Genomic DNA, 16,169 nt, shown 5'->3' on the forward strand with positions numbered 1-16,169 from the left:
CGCGACGTTGGGGCGAAACTGCCCAAGAGGTGATTGAGCAGTTTCTCGATGAACCTCTTCCACACGAGCCGAGAATTGCGCTCGGCTCACAACCTCAAGAGGAGGCGATCGAGAGTGATGAACAAGAAGCGGATCAGCGTAGAGGCGCGGCCGGCGATCCTTTCGCGCGTTCGTCGCCTATGGCGAAGCCGCAGCAAAGGCCTTGCCGTATGCGGTACGGGTCGCGGATCGTTGGCATCTAATGGAGAACGCCGGCCGAGCCTTCCTTGATGCCGTCCGAAAATCGATGCGTCAGATGCGCGCCGTCATCGGCGCGACGACGATCGATCCCAAGCTGCTCACAGCCGCCGAGCGCCTCCAGTATGAGGGCTATCTGCGCCGCGAGGAGACTAATGCAGCCATCCTGACTCTGTCGAAGAATGGCATACCTATCGAGTAGCTGGTACGCCAGACCGGCCATAGCAGGAAGCTCGTACGGCAGGTAGTCCGCGGCGACCGCAACGATGTCTTTCGGACCCGGCAAAGTTCGTTGGACTTGAATTTGCCATGGCTCGATGATCAGTGTGCGACCGGCTGTCGAAACGGGACTGAACTTTGGCGCCGCCTAGTCGACGCTGCACCAAACCTGCGTAAGAGCCAATATTGCAAGCCGGATGACACTTTATGGAGCCCTGCCTCTAAAGAGGGCTACACGAGGACCCGTTGTCGTCGTAAGAACGGCAAGGGTGGTCTGGCAAACCTTAAATCTGACCAAGAGAACCGTCTTTCTGTGGAAAGTGTTCCTCTTCCATGAGCCAAATGAAAATCGATGCCATACTCGCCCGGAACGAGAGGCCTGCTCAATTTACAGTTTGTGGTCAGCGCATGGCAGCGAAACCCAAATGTCGTTGGCGGTAGTTTCAGGCCGACGGAAACGTCTCCTTCTTGGCCGCTGCGTGGACAAAGGATGCGTACCTTTGCGAACGGCTGACCACGCCGAGCCCACCTGGACGTTGCCTGCCGGCAGGTTATCGCATCGAACGTCAGAGGCTTCGATGCTGCTGCTCAAGTCCTTGTCGTCGCCTTGCCGGACCAATCGCCTTGGTGGTCCCAGCGACTGTTATGCGCTTTCTTCCAATGCCTGGTTGAAAACCGCATGGAGTGCCGCGCAGGCAATGGCGCCTGCGCGGCCCATGCACCCACAAAGGTGGAATCGGGTTCCAACTCTTCGAGGGTCCATTCCGGCATCGCCTGGCCGTTCGAGGGACTTGGGTGTGCGGCCACTCGATCTCGCAACGGCGAGGGCTGATGGACAGGCCGATGCCGGAGGCCTTCAGCACGTTCGCAACAGCGATGAGCGTTGCGCGCAGGCGACAGCGCCCCCCAACGCGCGTGTTCCGATTCACTGAGCACCGCGATCGCCATGGAACTGATGTCGCCTCGGCGATCGATCGGCTCGATGTCGACTCCTACGTCCCCACCGCGCGCGATGCCTATCAGGCATCGGCGTCCGCCATGCGACAGGCTGAAGTGGATCGGCGGCAACGCGCGGTAGGACGGCGCGCGGCTTGCCGAAGCGGCTGGTGGCGAAGACCAGATCGGCGGCGCTGATGTGGACGCAGGCCTGCAGCACCTGCCGCAAGGCGGCATGCGCGACGATGTAGCGCCGGCGGCGTTCATCCGCCCGGTGGCCGGCCGCGACCATGCGCTCCGCATCGGAAAGCACCGGCAGCAGCCGGCCGGTGTCGCAGGCACCATCCAGCTCGACCAGCCACAGGTGCACGTCGCCGCGCCCGAGCGCAGGCGCGACATCGGTAGGTCGGGCGGTGGGCCACATCGCGTGCTATCGTTAGCGAGGCATCGCGCGCAGCACCGGCCTGAGCGTCGACACCACGAGGTCGATTAACACCGGCAAAGACTTGCGAAAGTAGAAGTGGCCGCCGGGAAGCAGCACGGGCACGAATGCGTGCACGTGGCTTGCCCATCGCTCGAGAAGGTCCGGGCGCACGACGGGATCGTCCTCGCCGCCCAGCAGCGTCGTCGGGCAGGCAAGGCGCACGGGAGCTTCGGGACGATAGGTCTCCAAGATCTCGACGTCCGCCCGCATCGGCTTGATCAACGCGCTCATCATCTCCGGGTCATTGATCACCGCCTCGGGTATCCGTCGTAGTGTCGTAATGACCAATCCGGGCGATGAAGTCGGGGTCGGTCAGCCGCGTCGCACTCCCTCGGCGCGCCCGGCCGATTCCGTTCACTCGCGTTCCCACAGATTGCAGACCCCGCGGATTTGCCACTGGATCCAACGTCACATTCCAAAGTCGATCGCGACGATGCGACGGCGGCTCGCCCGACCGCTGTTGAGTTCGTCCAATCCACAGACCACCCTTGTGACGCAGTAAGACTAAATGTGGCGTTGAGTATGGTACCGTCGCGCACGTCTTATTTGTGTCCGACGTAATCTTTCACAAACTGGCCCCTGTCCGCCGCTGTCAGAATGAACTCGGTCGGCCAGCCGCGCGCAGCATCTCGTTCTGGGCGGTGGCGTAAAGTGCTCGCCAGGAATCCCTCAACTCGGGGGTGAAAAAAGCGCCGAATTTGCGCTCAAAGCTCCACATCAGCGCCTCGCCCATTGCGACAAAGTGCGATGGCTGAACGCCAAGTCTGGCGTGCTTGTGACCGGAAAGCGTGATCAGCGATTGGAACATCGGTCTTTCGTCGAGCGAAGCGACCAGAGCGATGATCATATCCAGCATCTTCATTCGCTGCTTCTCAGCATCGCCGCCGAACAAGCTCCTTGCATCAGGAGCTAGTTCGACGAACCTGTTGTAGCACAGGTCAGCGAGGTCGCGACGAATCGGCCACATCGCGTCAAATGATGTCCTTATAAGGTCGACCTGCTCGGGCGTCATTGATCAGACGAGCAGGCTCGTAAAGAATGGTTTTGTGATCTCATCGACTAAAGGCACCCTCTCGTCAGAAGTGATGATGGAGACAAACTGGTGTTTGCAGTTCCAGCAATGCCAATGATTCTGAACTTCATTCGCATTCACGCGTTCATGCCACTCGAGGGTGACTAATCCAGAACCACAGCGAACGCATTCTATGCGATGTCGTATCGAAATTGGGAGCATGCGTAATCTCTATTCTTATGCAGAAGCGACGCATATGTAAGATGGGCGAGAATTTGTAAGCCGTCACTTGTGCTTCCTGGAGCGGTTGCGCTGGATCAGATGTCTGTGCGAGAGCTCGGTAAACCGATGCCGTTTGCTCAAACAAGCATGTTGCTCAAACAAGCATGCTGTGACCGACAGCATGTAGGAAGCCGCTCAAAGAGGGAGCGCCGGAGCGGGTCACAGTGTCTTGAGGTATTCAAGCAACGCCCTTTTTTCTGGGTCGCTTAAACTGGTCCCATACTCGTGGCCGCATCGGCTATTCCCGGAGTTGATATTACTGCAATCCGTGAGGGATAGAGTTTCGCTCAGGGGCTCCTGGGTGGCAGCAAGACCAACGTTTTCAATGTCGTATTTCCGTCCAACGCTAAATTGCGATAAGCGCTGCCCTGATGGCTTGAGCAATTCCGCCAGCGTAGGAACCGAGCCGTTATGAAGATATGGTGCGGCGGCCCAAATGCCCTGCAGAACTCGAGCCTCGTAGGAGCCCCATGGAGGGAGCCGGCTGCGAAACGCTCGTTCTGCTCCCTGCCGCTTAGTTTTGATTGCTTCCGAGGTGCTGGCAGTATCAAAAGCCGTTAGCAAATCCTGCAGCGTTGGTGGTAGTCGCACCAGACCCAGAGACTCCGGTGTGTCCGACGATCCCGGCTCTGGCGCCGCTGCCACCCGGGCATTGGTTGAAGGGGCGCCGCCGGCCAACAGGTGTTCCGCTATCGAACCGATGACCGAGGTCGCAAGAATGTTAAAAATCTCATCGTTCTCCTTGAGCGGGGCGGTCGCGAACGGAATGAACGCTCCTTTCAGCACGCCCGTTTTCGCCTTCCAGGTGAGGACATCGTATTCTCGTGTATCGGTACCAACGTTCTGGACCGGAGTTCTCCACGTTTTGATGAATGGAACGCGTTGCTCTCCGTCTTCAATCCCGTGACACCCGCTACATCCCCCTTCAGCGGAATCCCTTTCGAAAATTACTTTGCCCCGGGTGGCCAAAGCAGCGTCAATCTTCCAGGGCCATTTCGGAGGGCCGATCCGCTCACCAAGTTTTCAAGCTCGCTCAAGCCGTCGAAATTGGTTGAATTATTGTCGAGGAAATTGATAATCGCGCCCTGACGCTTCGGCTCGAACGTAGCGAATACCCCCAGAACCTCGCCAACGTTCCGAGCCAGCCCCAAGATGTCATTTCCATTTTTTGCGAATCCAGGCCATTGCGTCTTGTCTTGCCGCGGCGAATTCCAAAGGAATGGGTATCTCACGGGAGCGTCCGCGTTTTTCATATTTTCCGGGATCATGAAGTCGGGTGGCGGACCGATGTCCAGGCCGGATATGCGGTTGAAGATCATTCCTACAGCATCGAGACGGCCAACTCCCCAGCCGCTCTTGGGCAGCGCGCGTACCATGAGCGTGTGAAACCGCAAGTACCACCCATCTACCTGTCGACGAAGGTCCGCAACATCGGCCGCATCCGGCGTTGTGGACCGCAGGACAGCTGCAGCAAAGGGAGCGAACGAGCTGTCGCTGGCAATCACATCGCCGACTGCCTTGTCCAGATCGCCAAGCAGTGCGTAGAAGTCTACAAGCCCCGGACCGCCATCCACCCGATACACCTTGCCGTCAACTTCGATCTGGCGCGTGTGACATGCCGAGCAGGTCATTCCAACGACCTGGAAGTCTTGAGGGCCAGAAGCGTGAAAACCGACGGGAAGGTTGGCCGTGTTTGCAGGATTCGGTAGATAACCGTACCGTGACAAACCATCCGCGAGGAATGGCTGTCCATTCTTTTGCTTCAGGGCCTGCATCCAAGACAACGCAATCAAACGCGAGCCCTGATCGCGCGAGTAGAAGTCCGCTCTTGCTGCCGCGGTCCAATCCATACCTTGGTCAACATATATGGGATTGGCGTCGGTCCCTTGAGCACTTGATCTTGTCGTGACGACAAACGTCAAGGCAATTATAAAGAGAGTCCGGAGCATCGTGTGGCCTACCGCTTCCATCGTCAAAATTGCAAGAAGAGGCGTGCGCCGAAATTCCGCGCCATTTCCGGCAAACTTCGGCTCGCCTTTCGGCTTGCAGGTCGCTTGATCATCGATCATTAGAGGCCGCTGTCCAACTAAGTGCAACCTACCAAATCTTAGAAGAAGGCACCGGCTAGCGGTGTAGCGGTGAGCCCACTAGTCGAAGAACCGCATGCCGTGGCGAATCAGACGGATGCCAATTTGTCTGTAGAGACTGGCGGTCCCTTTGGAGGTCTGGGTAGGTATTGGCGATCACTTTGCCGGGCGACGTGCGTCTCCCACCGAATGGTGGAGTCACATTCGTCGCTTGTGGAGGCGGACACTGTGTCGTGCCGGCAGTGGCTGGCAGCGCAACCATTCAACAGCAAGTTATCTCGGCGGCCCTCTGTGAAGTGCCGAAGCGCAAAGGGTAAGTGAGCCGGCGGCGGGCCGGGTTCACCCAACTTTCCGAAGGGGCAACCCGCCAGCGGGTCAGCAGCCACCGGCTCGCATGAGGCGCAAGCCGGTGGCTGGTGGACTACGCGCCGCCTACGGCAGCTGCCTTGGGATGCTGCGGAGAGTTTTGACGAAGACCGAGGGAGTTGCCGTCGGGATCCTTGAAGAAGGCAAGCCGAACGCCGTCTCCCACATCATCTATTTTACTGACCTCCACGCCCTGCTTCTGCAATCGGTTACTTGCCTGCTCGATGTCATCGACGACAAGCGTTGCCACGGCACCGCCTGTTCCGACTCCGGTAGGGTGCACATTCAGTCCGATGGCAACACGTGGAAGCACACGGAATTGCCGCCATGTCGACGTGTGGTACTTTTCGTCTGGAATTAAGCCGAGCTTCTTTCCATAGAACGCCACGCTGGCATCCAAGTCTGATACATCTACTTTGGATACAAAAGCATATTCGCCAATAACATCTTTCAGTGCCATTATTTGCTCCCTGTGCTGTGGCAGCTCGCAGATTGCAAGAATTTGTGCTACACGCAAAGCATGCTGTCGCCTCCTCGTCCTGGTAGGGGCCGAGGGTGCCGTCAAGTTCAACGAATTGGAGCGGCGCAGGGGGTATACGAGCGACGTGCGGACTGCCAAGGATCCTCCTTATCACCGCCATCGCTTCCCGTCGGAAGTGATCAGCTATGCCGTTTGGTAGTATTTCCGGTTTCCCTTAAGCTTGCGCATGGTCGAGGAAATGCTGGCGGCGCACGGCGTTGGCGTGACCTTATGAAGCCGTGCGCCAGTGGGGACGGAATTCGGCAAGCCGTTCTCCGATCGGATCGGCCAGCGCGCTCCCGCTCGCGGTGACAAATGGTATCTGGACGAAGTCGTTATCTCGATCGCGGGCGAATAACATTGGCTCTGGCGCGCTGTCGACCAGAATGGCTTCGTTCTCGACGTCTTGATCCAGCGCCGAAGAGATTCGCGCACTGCACAGCGGTTCATGAAGAAGCTCTTGAAATCCGCCGGCATGCCGCCGCGCGTGATGATCACGGACAAATGCCGTTCGTACGGTGCTGCGAAGGCGAAGATTGGCTTCGAACATCGCCAGTACAAAGCTCTCAACATTTTCATCAGCCGACGAGGCGGCGCGAGCGGATCATGACGCGTTTCAAATCGTCCCATCAGGCTGAACGGTTTCTGTCAGTTCATGATCAGGTTGCGAACCTTCTCCACATCCCCTATCCCGGAGCCTCGCCGCCGACTTCCGTCGTGCCTCGCGTAAGCGAGCCTTTGCGACTTGTCGCGAGACCTCCATGACAAGCGCTACCGCCGACTCTCGACCTTTGGGAATCGCCTCCTTCGGCTCGGTGGTCGATTAAGTTGACGATGCCGCTATGAGTATTCAGTTCGCTTGACTCTCTTGAGTCGGATGACAGCGCGCCAATCTCGAATTTGGCGGCGCTTCAGTTTCGGAGCCGTTAGGCGCCAATCCGAATCCAGCGGCCATCTATCAGTCCATCGATCCGTTTAAGGATTTCGAGATCAGGCCCTTCATCAAAGTAGATGTTATATCCATACAGCCAGCCATCGTCGCTGTGCAGTACCTTGATCGGTGCGAATGCCTATTAACCTTCCCGCAGGGGGGCAAGTCCCGAACCAACCTCACTAGGTTCGCGCCGTCGCTCCACCAGCAATACCGCAGCATCGGAAAATGCGGCATCGTCGGTCACGACATACCATTCCATTAAGAGCGAAAGCCGATTGGACAAGGAAGAATCGTAGAACCGGGAGCGATTGGGTTCAGTCGGATCGCGCTTCATGACGGGAAGTTGCAGGAATCGCTGCGCGATCGGCCAAAATGCGATTCCTAAAGTCTTCTTCTGCTCGATTGATTTCGCTGCGATCCGTTGTCCTGATTCCAGACCGCCTTTGTCCAGTCGGCCTTCTGGGCAGCTTCCGCGAACAAGGCTCGCAGAGCCGTATCATCGAGATAGTTTGTCAGATAGTCGCGGATCGACGGATTAATGAAGCTTACGCGCCCACTGCTAATTGACACAAAGCCGCCTTCGAGGATCTTCAATGCTTCCTCGAAATCCTTGCGGCGGGCCTGTTCAATCGTGACCGCGGATCGGAAGATGATCCGCTACTGCCGGCACCGTTACCTGATGCGCCGATTCATCTCTTGGAGGTCGGTAGCCTTGAATGGCGTGAGCCGTCGCGTCGTCCTGCTCGGCGCGATAGAGCCCTTGGCTGTCCCGTTGACTTGATCCGGCCGCCCCCCAGAGTAGGTAGGAGCCGATCCAATGTTGATGCTGTACCGTCAAACGTCGTTAGCCTTTCGGGCTGGACTCGGTGGAGCATCAGGATCTGACGATGTCTAAAAAGACTGCCAACTTGCGCGCCAAAGTTAAGAAACGCATTGCCCAGATCGAAAGTATGACACTAGTCCAGATTCAACGGGTCATGATGGATTGTGTGGCCGAGCGGTCTGCTGGCAGGATGACGACGTGTGAGGGCAATGCGTTGCGCCGAGCGCTGAACAAACGGGTCAGCATTCTCAGACGAGACCTTGTCGCGTAAGAGTTCGCGAGCTTGCAGGCGAAGCGCCGCGCCGAACTGCGGGAAGCCGGGCGAGCTGCGAGAGAAATCGCGAGAAAGCCAAAGCGCGGTGGAACCGGTTCGCCAAGCTCGCATGCCTAAAGAAAGAACTCGCGCCACGGAGTTGGGGCACATCAGCGGTACGCGCTCGCGTCAAGGGACAAGAGAAGAAGTCGCATGTTCAAACAACCACGCTTCCGTTCTTATTCAACCGCGGCTCGCATCGGTATTGGCATTGCGGTCTTAAGCGCCGTCCTGCTGGTCTGGATAATAATGACGCACGTCGTGCGGTAAGGCTGGCCAGTTGGTGTATCCGCGCTGGCATAACCAACGATGCAGATACAGACAGCGAGCAGAGGAAACCCGGGTGAATGCAACCCGCCCGTACTGACGACGTTATTCAAATTTTCAACCCGTGAGGCGGGGCTCTGAAGGCTTCCAAGCAATCGGATAGTGAGTCCGTTCTGCTAACGGTCAAAGCCTTGGCGCCACGAAATAAGGAGTGAGCCATGACTCGCCGTATCACCTGCATTACCAAGCTGCCTAACCATCAAGACCGCCATCGGCGTATTCAAGCAGTCGGTGGTTCAGCATGGCGAGATTCGGAAGAAACAGCCATTGCAAACGTCAAACGCGACAAAAGCGCTTATGATGTCACTGAGCAGGGTAAGACAGTCAAGGTGATCGTCAAAAAACACGATGGCCGCGAGTACCTAAAGACCGAGAATGATCATTTTCTTCCCGACAATCTTCTGAGCCTTCCGGATTGCTCGTGACCGGCTTGTCCGTCGTCAGATGATTTGAGACTGATCAGGCTTTTCGAGAAGGGAGGCTCTGGCTCATCAGTGTTAGGGTTTAAGCAGGCTGCAGTTGATGCTGCAAGCGGCCGTTTGCGATGGTGTCGCGCTTGATGCGTTCTCGCTCGGCGAGGATCGCCTCCGCTTGAGGCGCGCGCCAGCCACCCGTTCGTCCAGCCGGTCGCGGCGGAACGCCGGGACTGGGTCCGGGTCCGGGGGGCGGCCGGTCGCCGGAGGAGTTGGGGCTGTGAGGCGGCCGAGACAGACGCTGAAGCCGCGGCAGGCCGCGGTCCTGGCCGCCGACCGCGAGGTGACGGCGCTCGAGATCGGCCGCGACTCCGGCCTTTACCCCAACGGCAATTCGCGGACATGGGCCGAGCTCGGCTCGTCACTGATCCGGTGCCCTGATCGCCGGCTCCGTGGCGTAGTGCGGCCGCAAGCCCCTTCGCTTCGAAATCACGGAACGCGGTCGGATCGCGATTGCGCTCTTCAAGGCCATTGCCAACAGAGAGGTTCGACATGCAGGGCCTTCGGGCAGAAGGTTGCAAAAGAACGGCGGAAGGACCTGCTGATACGGCTTAAACGAGGTGAGCGAGTTTCCGAACGAGCCCGAGGCGCTACCCGAGCGTCTCGAAGACCTTGACTTCGCGAACTTCCTGCTCCAGCCGATGGATGGTCCCGATGTCGTCGCCAATACACGCGATGCCATCGAATATTGTCGGTCTCATCCCAAATGGTGTCTCAGCGTCCAAACTCACAAACACCTCGGAATCAAATGAGAATATCTCAAGCATTCAAGTTTGAAGCCGCGCACCGGCTGCCGAACGTGCCCGAGACGCATCGCTGCCACAGGATGCACGGTCACTCCTACCGGATCGAACTCGTCTTGAGCGGTCGGGTCGATCCGCGGACGGGCTTCGTGATAGACTTCTTCGAGCTCGAGCAGGTTTTAGGGCCTTTGTTGCGACAACTCGATCACCATTGCCTCAACGATATCCACGGGCTCGAGAATCCGACCGTGGAGAACATCGCGATCTGGATCTGGGACAAGATAAGACCCCGATTGCAGCAACTCTCCGCGGTCAAGGTCTTCGAGACCGCCGGATGCTGGGCCGAATATGATGGAGACGAACCGTGAGGCTCGGAGCCATTTTGGGACACTGGGGATGACAAGATCTGCACTCGTGCTTTTCTCTGGAGGCCATGATTCTACGACCTGCCTTGCCTGGGCGTTGACGCGCTACGACAGCCGCGCGGTTCGTCACGGCGTGCTCCATGATGGGCTGGGGACTCGAGAAGGCGGGCGTCTCAGGCGACCGCAGCGCGCGCTTCTGCCGAACGACACCATCCTGCAGCTGCCGGCCAGCATCTGATTACTATGTGGCGGAGAATCTCTGGGTGGCCGGCCCTGGCTGGTGTTAGGGTGCCTCTGCCACACAATCTCGTCCGACACACAAGAACGGATCCGAACCGGCATCGCGCACAAGCGCAACAAGACCATCGATACCCTTGCGGAAAGCCTTGGTTCGAGAAACAGCTGTCGATGGTCTCCTGCGGTTCGACGCCCGCCGAAGGGTTACGGTTTCTGCACCCCGCGCGCACTGACAGTTCAGGGGCCGGTGATCATGAATCAGAAACAGCGGAAGCCCGTTCCCGAAGATCATACGTCCGTCAGCAAGGACGAGGAATCGGGTGCACGCGGATTGCAGCGCGATCTGCAAGACCGGTTGCAGCCGGCGCACGACGAGCCGGTGAGCGCGCCCGTCAGCGATAGCGCTCCCCATCCCGAAGCACCTGCAGGCTAGGGCCGGTGGGTTCGCCGCCTGCTCAAGGTCGGCATTGGCCTTTGCGATCGTGGCCGTCTTCGGATGGTTGCCGCTGAAGGCCGTGCTGCAGACCTCGGGCGTCGAGGCCGTGGTCAATGCCAGGATCGTGACCTTGCGCTCGCCGATCCACGGCCCCGTGAGCGCGAAGCCGCCGCAGGGTTCGACGCAACTCAGCGTGGTCCATGAGGGCGATGCGATCCTTCATGTCGTCAACGCGCGCGGCGATCGCGTGCGGCTCGACGATCTTCGGCGGCAGATGTCCCGAGCGGTCAGGCGGGTCTGCGCCTTCCATGCGATCTCTCGCACCGCTGGCGATGGCTGCTCGAGCCGGTATAGCTTTGTTTTTCCGATCTTCGGCGGGGGCCGATACGTCCAGGCGCTCTCGACCAACATGTGGCGAACGCGGCCATTGCCGGCCTTGGTGATGCCGCCACGCCTGACCGTCTCCCCGGTCGATCGCTCGCCCGACACCAGGCCGAGATAGCCCATGAGCTGACGTGAGGTCTCAAAACGGCTCACGTCACCAACCTCAGTGGCAAATGTCACCGCGACGATTAGATCGATACCTCGCAGTGTTTGAAGCGCCCGCACGAGCGGCTCCAAGGACCAGGCAGAGACGTACTCTTCGATCGTGCGCTCCAGACGTTCGACCCGCTCCCTGGCGAGGCAAACCGCTTCGACCATTTCTTGGAGCGCGATCTGATGCGCGGGATGATCGAACTGCTGTTCCTGAAGCCAACGCAGATAGCGCATCGTCCATCCCTTCTTGCGGGGATAGGTGCGGCCGTGCTTGAGCATGAAGGCGCTCACCTGTTGGCGGTGGACCCGCAGCGCCTCAACCGCCGCCGCCCGGGCGCGGACGAGATCGCGCATCGCTTCGTGGCTTTCATCGGGAACCCACACCGCCGTCAGCTCGCCGGCGTGCAGCAGCCGGGCAAGAGAAACAGCGTCCCGGCGGTTCGTCTTCACGCGATCACCTGGCTTCCTCGGGATCAGCGACGGCGCAACCACGGTGCATTCATGGCCGAGCGACCGGATCAGGCGATAAAGTGCGCGGCGGCGATCAGGGTGAGACTTCCCATCCCGATTGTCGCGCTATACGATAAAGGCTATAGCCAGTCGGACCGGCCTCGTAACAGAAATGCACACCACCAAACCGGCTGGCGATCCGTTCAACGACCCGGCGCATGGCCGTCGCCGACGCGTCGACCTCACCGATGAAGCGAACCTCTCCTTCCCGGCCTGTTTCCGCGATCGCGATGGCGTTTTTCAGCTTCGCGACGTCGATTCCGACAAATGCTTCCCCATAATCTGCCACGGCTCGTCCTCCCGTGATGAAGGTCGGCTCGGTACGCCCGAGTAACCCTCGGACGCGCAGTGTGGGGCGAGCCACCTCACTGGAAGAGGCGGACATACGGCCTTACGGTCTGTTCGTGCTGTACGCCAGGTCGTTGCCCGACAATCCGTACGACGGTCACACCTTGCGGGACGTTATTGACCGCACCGAGACACTGACCGGCTGTGCGATCGAGCGGCCTTATGTCGACAAGGGTTACTGCGGCCACGGCCGCGAGTTGTATGCGACGTAGGAAGCGTTTTGCTCGCCGCGCGAGCAGACGCCTTGATTGGTGCTTACTTCGGCAGTGACGCGCCAAAGCAGGCGAGGCCAAGAATCAGCAGCGCGCCAGCGCATGCCTCCATGATCTTTGATTGATGCCGACGTGCGTACAAGGCTAGGGCGGATCCCGAAAGCATACTCAGGAGGCCAAATTCCCCGATCATTCTCGATCCAAATTGCTGAACTTGAAACTTGGCCTTGGACGAAAAGAAGCGCTTGGAAGAACCCATCCGGTTGTCGTTGGAAATGGAAATACCTTCGGACACCCATAGTCGGCACGCAAGCGGGGAGTTTTCATGTCTGGTTTGAGCCTTATCGCGCATTGGCCAACTTGGTGTCCCGGCTCAGCTTACGACGTTATGCTGACGACTCTCAGCCGTTGAATCCGTTTGTCGTTTTGAGGCCCTGTCGGTAGACAAGAATCTTGATCAGGCGATCTAATCGATTTGCATGCAGGATGTGCCACGCTCGGCAATCTTCTGCTATTCCTTCAACAGCGCGAGCAATTCTACGTAGTTCTTTGCCATGGCGGGATCGGGATAGTCCTTCATTCACACTGTCCTCCGTTTGAGCCTACAAACGCAAGAAGCAACTCTAACCCGCGGCATCCAGGAACGAACCTACCTGATCTGGCTTTTGAATCTGGTTAGCGTGCCGGTCGCGCTGTACGCTGTCTTGCGAGGTCCCTTGCCATTTTAGACAGTAGCTTCCCGGTCTGATGTTGGCGTGTTCGCCGTCAGGGCCTGTGAGACAAACAGTGGGGGGATTTGCGGAAGGCGGAGTTCTGGTTCGTCGTAGCCACCAGGAGCAAAGATGAAACAGAATCCGGGCCGGGCAAAGCACCGGCAGAACAAGGTCTAAAAGACATCAGGCGACAGGCCCGCCGGCATTATTCAGCGGAAGAGAAGACCCGTACGCTGCTGGAAGGATTGCGCGGCGAGGAGAACATCTCCAAGCTCTACTGCCGAGAAGGCATTGTCGCCTCGATGCATTACGACCGGTCCAAGGAGTTCCTGGAGGCCGGCAAGCGCCGCCTGGCCGGCGACACGGCGCGAGCTGCGACCTCCGGCGAGGTGAAGGACCAGCTCAAGAAGCTCAAGAAGCTTCGTCCCGAATTTCCGTTCACCAAATCTCTTCAGCCGGCCCACATGGGATATCGACTGTGTTGCTCAGTTTGACGCGGGCCAGCCGTACTTCAGCAGCAGTTCATATCCGTGATTGCTCAGCCATTTCGCCCTTGTAAGGTGCGTCTCGTACACTTTCCTGGCGCGATCAAGGTCGCGCCCCGGCTCGATGCGCAGCACGATATCGGCCACTTCGCGCCAGTCAGAGCCTTCGGCGCCCGTGTCCAGCATGCGCAAATACGTGATCGCATGTTCGTGTCGTGGTCATACGGCGTGAGCAAATCATCCGCCGGTGTCGTGTCGGCGACTGGGGATTAGGCGGGATCTCGCGCATGGCTTCTCCTGAGCGGACTGCGCCCTGCTTGTCGTACGCAATTTGGACCGATTGATGTTGTCGTGATTAGTACGATGCGTTTGCCGGGTTTGACGGCTCAACCGGGACCGCAGTACGACGAGCGGTAAGAGGAGTATGACGGAAGATCCCTTCAACTAACTAGGATCATGGAGTGAGCTTCTGTTTCGGACGCCGCCTAGGTGGTGGCCTCATCACTTCGAGCTTCGCGGTCGCGGTGAGCACGACGCTCGTTGCGACCTTCTCTTGAGACCATTGTGTGAGCGCCTCTATCGTGTTCTTCAAAGCCTCTTCGCGGCCATGGCACGATCTCCACGATGTGCGACGGTCGGATACCACAAAAGCGCACGGGAGGCCGACTGCAGAGAACCACCCGCGCGAAGTTTTTACGGCAAGCTCGGCTGTCTGAGGAGACGTGAAGAATAGACGGCCAAGCCATACATCCCTCAGAAACCAGTGTGCCAGACAGGCATAGACTTCAAAAGAACCAAAGCGATGAGTGTTTTTCGCACCGCGCGAGCCATTCGCACTTCACTCCCGCCGCACGCTGCCGTGTTTGATGCTTTCGTGTTTCGAGTCCGACGTTTTGGAGAGCGAGCTTCGGTCGTAAAGCACATGTTTTCCTTCCTTTTCCACTGTAAACCACATGTTCTTCCACGAAGGTCTCTCACGCGCGCTGCTTGCTCAGTCGAGGCATCAGACCGCTGCGGCCATCAGCGGACTCCGCGCAATGCGCCCGCCAATGAGAACGAACGCCATCGTCACGGTGATCGAGAGGATGTCGATGTCAAACCCGAATTGGTTCTCGTGGTATTCGTTTCATTCTTTGTGCCACTAAGCGGAGGTGTGAATCAGGAAGTTGAAACGAACGTCGTCAAAGTCTCGGAGATCGAAAAGAAGATCTTAGAGAAATACAGCCCAGGCCAACAGCTCAAGGCCCTTTTCGCTGCCTTTAAAGAATTGAAGGGAAAGTCGCGCGAGCGCCGGACACGCAATGAATCGTCTCGAAGAGATGATAAAAGGCGCGGAAGAGGTCAAGCAACGTCACAGCATTGACTCGCGTCACGACGCCGAGCGTGCGTTGCAACGCCTGAAGGCCGCCGACCTCGCGCAATATCAAGCGTTCATTAACGACCACGAGATGGCGCCACGAGATGGCACTCGGAGATCTAGTCACACCGGCGGTTGAATAGCTCGGCGGGTCGTCTCCGTGGCCTCGAACTGCAATTCATATCACCCGCCACCCGCTTCCGGCCTAGAGGTGGTCCCAAAGACAGCGCCAGCTTGAATATACCTCTTCGAGCACATTCCAAATGAAAAGGAGATCGTGATGACAGGCGAAACCGGACTCCACGATCATATGCGCGTTGCCGCAGACGCGCTTCAGGACTTCACCTGTCCGTCGTCAGATGATTTAAGACTGATCAGGCGTTCTGAGAAGAGAGGCTCTAGCTCATCCGGGTTAGAGTTTAAGCAGCCTGCAGTTGATGCTGCAAGCGGCGGTTTGCGATGGTGTCGCGCTTGATGCATTTTCGTTCTGCGAGGATCGCCTCGGCCCTGCCGAAGCAGACATCGGCTGGTGTGAGGTTGTCGATGCTCTCATGATAACGGACGTGATTGTAGTATTCGACGAAGGCCCGTACCCGGCGTTCGAGATCATTGGGCAGGCAGTAATTGTCGAGCGGTATGCGGTTCTTCAGCGTCTGATGCCAGCGTCGATCTTTCCCTGGGTCTGGGGATGGGTACGGAGCGCCGCGCACATGCAGCATGCCATTGTGATCGAGCCACGTGGCCAGATCGTCCGCCACCGTAACTCGAACCATTGTCGCTGAGAAGCCTTGGCCGGTGCGCGACGGCCATGTGGTCAAGACCGGATACAGCGAGTGCTTGGTCGAGGGTGGCGCGCGCTGGTATGCCTCGCGATGGATCGCGTGCCATGCTGGGCGCTCGGATCGCCGAGCAGGCCAGCTGTGCCACACATCTAGTGCATCACACACGCAAGGCCCCAGCAGGCACCGAGGTGACGAGCCGGGGAGCCAAGGCGCTCACCGACGCGGCGCGCGTGGTGCGCGCTGAACCAGATGACCGAGGAGGACGGCGCGAAGGCTGGCGTCGAGAACCATCGGCTGTTCTTTTTAGCAGCCCGGGGCCAGGCTGCCCCGTCGCCGAGGTTGGACGCGGTTCCCGAAGACCTCCCGGCGGCTGTTGGATGTTCAAGCCGATGCGTCGACGGGCCTGGCTGATGATCCCAACGAGACGGGTC

The 16,169-nt window shown here is 58.6% G+C and carries 11 protein-coding genes and 7 pseudogenes; 9 read left to right on the forward strand and 9 right to left on the reverse strand.

Translation table 11 applies throughout. The features are described 5' to 3' along the window. Positions 1–178: 178 nt before the first annotated feature. Positions 179–607, forward strand: a pseudogene (locus tag JEY66_RS06120) (ISL3 family transposase); the annotation flags it as partial. A 774-nt stretch (positions 608–1,381) separates the two neighbouring features. On the opposite strand, the gene JEY66_RS06125 reads toward JEY66_RS06120, so the two are convergent. The 5 genes and pseudogenes from JEY66_RS06125 to JEY66_RS06145 form a co-directional block, all read right to left on the reverse strand. Then, on the reverse strand, positions 1,382–1,816 hold the full coding sequence (locus tag JEY66_RS06125; RefSeq protein WP_026191840.1) for a 4'-phosphopantetheinyl transferase family protein: 435 nt from the start codon (positions 1,814–1,816) through the stop codon (positions 1,382–1,384). A 12-nt stretch (positions 1,817–1,828) separates the two neighbouring features. After that, a complete protein-coding gene (locus JEY66_RS06130) occupies positions 1,829–2,164 on the reverse strand; it encodes a thioesterase II family protein (protein ID WP_210291284.1) in 336 nt (111 codons plus the stop codon). A gap of 304 nt (positions 2,165–2,468) precedes the next feature. Further along, positions 2,469–2,888: a globin domain-containing protein gene (locus JEY66_RS06135; protein WP_016845800.1), complete on the reverse strand. Its 420-nt coding sequence runs from the start codon at positions 2,886–2,888 to the stop codon at positions 2,469–2,471. Positions 2,889–3,329: 441 nt separating this feature from the next. Continuing rightward, positions 3,330–5,239: pseudogene (locus tag JEY66_RS45360) on the reverse strand (di-heme-cytochrome C peroxidase). Between the two features lie 439 nt (positions 5,240–5,678). Continuing rightward, positions 5,679–6,083, reverse strand: a complete 405-nt coding sequence (locus JEY66_RS06145; protein ID WP_075969173.1) for a VOC family protein — start codon at positions 6,081–6,083, stop codon at positions 5,679–5,681. A gap of 145 nt (positions 6,084–6,228) precedes the next feature. Here JEY66_RS06145 and JEY66_RS06150 point away from each other — a divergent pair. Then, a pseudogene (locus JEY66_RS06150) lies at positions 6,229–6,970 on the forward strand (IS6 family transposase). 488 nt (positions 6,971–7,458) lie between these two features. On the opposite strand, the gene JEY66_RS06155 reads toward JEY66_RS06150, so the two are convergent. Beyond that, on the reverse strand, positions 7,459–7,671 hold the full coding sequence (locus JEY66_RS06155) for a hypothetical protein (protein WP_125459376.1): 213 nt from the start codon (positions 7,669–7,671) through the stop codon (positions 7,459–7,461). A gap of 1,027 nt (positions 7,672–8,698) precedes the next feature. On the opposite strand from JEY66_RS06155, the gene JEY66_RS06160 reads away from it, so the two are divergent. The 4 genes from JEY66_RS06160 to JEY66_RS06175 all read left to right on the forward strand — a co-directional run bounded on the left by JEY66_RS06160 (position 8,699) and on the right by JEY66_RS06175 (position 10,791). Further along, on the forward strand, positions 8,699–8,965 hold the full coding sequence (locus tag JEY66_RS06160; protein ID WP_075969178.1) for a DUF3892 domain-containing protein: 267 nt from the start codon (positions 8,699–8,701) through the stop codon (positions 8,963–8,965). 796 nt (positions 8,966–9,761) lie between these two features. After that, on the forward strand, positions 9,762–10,124 hold the full coding sequence (gene queD, locus JEY66_RS06165; protein ID WP_026191838.1) for a 6-carboxytetrahydropterin synthase QueD: 363 nt from the start codon (positions 9,762–9,764) through the stop codon (positions 10,122–10,124). 28 nt (positions 10,125–10,152) lie between these two features. Beyond that, the gene (locus JEY66_RS45365) at positions 10,153–10,359 is read left to right on the forward strand and encodes a 7-cyano-7-deazaguanine synthase (RefSeq protein WP_080583601.1); all 207 of its coding nucleotides are present in this window, start codon (positions 10,153–10,155) and stop codon (positions 10,357–10,359) included. Between the two features lie 252 nt (positions 10,360–10,611). Next, positions 10,612–10,791, forward strand: a complete 180-nt coding sequence (locus tag JEY66_RS06175; RefSeq protein WP_244436051.1) for a hypothetical protein — start codon at positions 10,612–10,614, stop codon at positions 10,789–10,791. A 222-nt stretch (positions 10,792–11,013) separates the two neighbouring features. Here the strand turns inward: JEY66_RS06175 and JEY66_RS06180 are convergent. Continuing rightward, a pseudogene (locus JEY66_RS06180) lies at positions 11,014–12,130 on the reverse strand (IS110 family RNA-guided transposase). A gap of 100 nt (positions 12,131–12,230) precedes the next feature. On the opposite strand from JEY66_RS06180, the pseudogene JEY66_RS06185 reads away from it, so the two are divergent. Next, positions 12,231–12,377, forward strand: a pseudogene (locus JEY66_RS06185) (IS5/IS1182 family transposase); the annotation flags it as partial. 919 nt (positions 12,378–13,296) lie between these two features. Beyond that, positions 13,297–13,539: pseudogene (locus tag JEY66_RS06190) on the forward strand (IS3 family transposase); the annotation flags it as partial. Between the two features lie 60 nt (positions 13,540–13,599). Here the strand turns inward: JEY66_RS06190 and JEY66_RS06195 are convergent. Next, positions 13,600–13,785, reverse strand: a complete 186-nt coding sequence (locus JEY66_RS06195; protein ID WP_016841987.1) for a hypothetical protein — start codon at positions 13,783–13,785, stop codon at positions 13,600–13,602. Positions 13,786–14,900: 1,115 nt separating this feature from the next. Here JEY66_RS06195 and JEY66_RS06200 point away from each other — a divergent pair. Beyond that, complete coding sequence (locus JEY66_RS06200; RefSeq protein WP_016841989.1) at positions 14,901–15,095, forward strand: hypothetical protein; 195 nt, start codon at positions 14,901–14,903, stop codon at positions 15,093–15,095. 280 nt (positions 15,096–15,375) lie between these two features. Here the strand turns inward: JEY66_RS06200 and JEY66_RS06205 are convergent. Beyond that, positions 15,376–15,808, reverse strand: a pseudogene (locus JEY66_RS06205) (integrase core domain-containing protein); the annotation flags it as partial. Positions 15,809–16,169: the final 361 nt, after the last annotated feature.

The sequence above is a fragment of the Bradyrhizobium elkanii USDA 76 genome (assembly GCF_023278185.1).
In the GTDB taxonomy this organism is placed as follows: Bacteria; Pseudomonadota; Alphaproteobacteria; order Rhizobiales; family Xanthobacteraceae; genus Bradyrhizobium; species Bradyrhizobium elkanii.

Coding starts and splice junctions, on each gene's coding strand:
- JEY66_RS06125 (WP_026191840.1), bottom strand. CDS start 1,816: ATGTGGCCCACCGCCCGACCTACCGATGTCGCGCCTGCGCTCGGGCGC.
- JEY66_RS06135 (WP_016845800.1), bottom strand. CDS start 2,888: ATGACGCCCGAGCAGGTCGACCTTATAAGGACATCATTTGACGCGATG.
- JEY66_RS06145 (WP_075969173.1), bottom strand. CDS start 6,083: ATGGCACTGAAAGATGTTATTGGCGAATATGCTTTTGTATCCAAAGTA.
- JEY66_RS06160 (WP_075969178.1), top strand. CDS start 8,699: ATGACTCGCCGTATCACCTGCATTACCAAGCTGCCTAACCATCAAGAC.
- queD (WP_026191838.1), top strand. CDS start 9,762: ATGAGAATATCTCAAGCATTCAAGTTTGAAGCCGCGCACCGGCTGCCG.
- JEY66_RS45365 (WP_080583601.1), top strand. CDS start 10,153: ATGACAAGATCTGCACTCGTGCTTTTCTCTGGAGGCCATGATTCTACG.
- JEY66_RS06175 (WP_244436051.1), top strand. CDS start 10,612: ATGAATCAGAAACAGCGGAAGCCCGTTCCCGAAGATCATACGTCCGTC.
- JEY66_RS06195 (WP_016841987.1), bottom strand. CDS start 13,785: ATGCTGGACACGGGCGCCGAAGGCTCTGACTGGCGCGAAGTGGCCGAT.
- JEY66_RS06200 (WP_016841989.1), top strand. CDS start 14,901: ATGAATCGTCTCGAAGAGATGATAAAAGGCGCGGAAGAGGTCAAGCAA.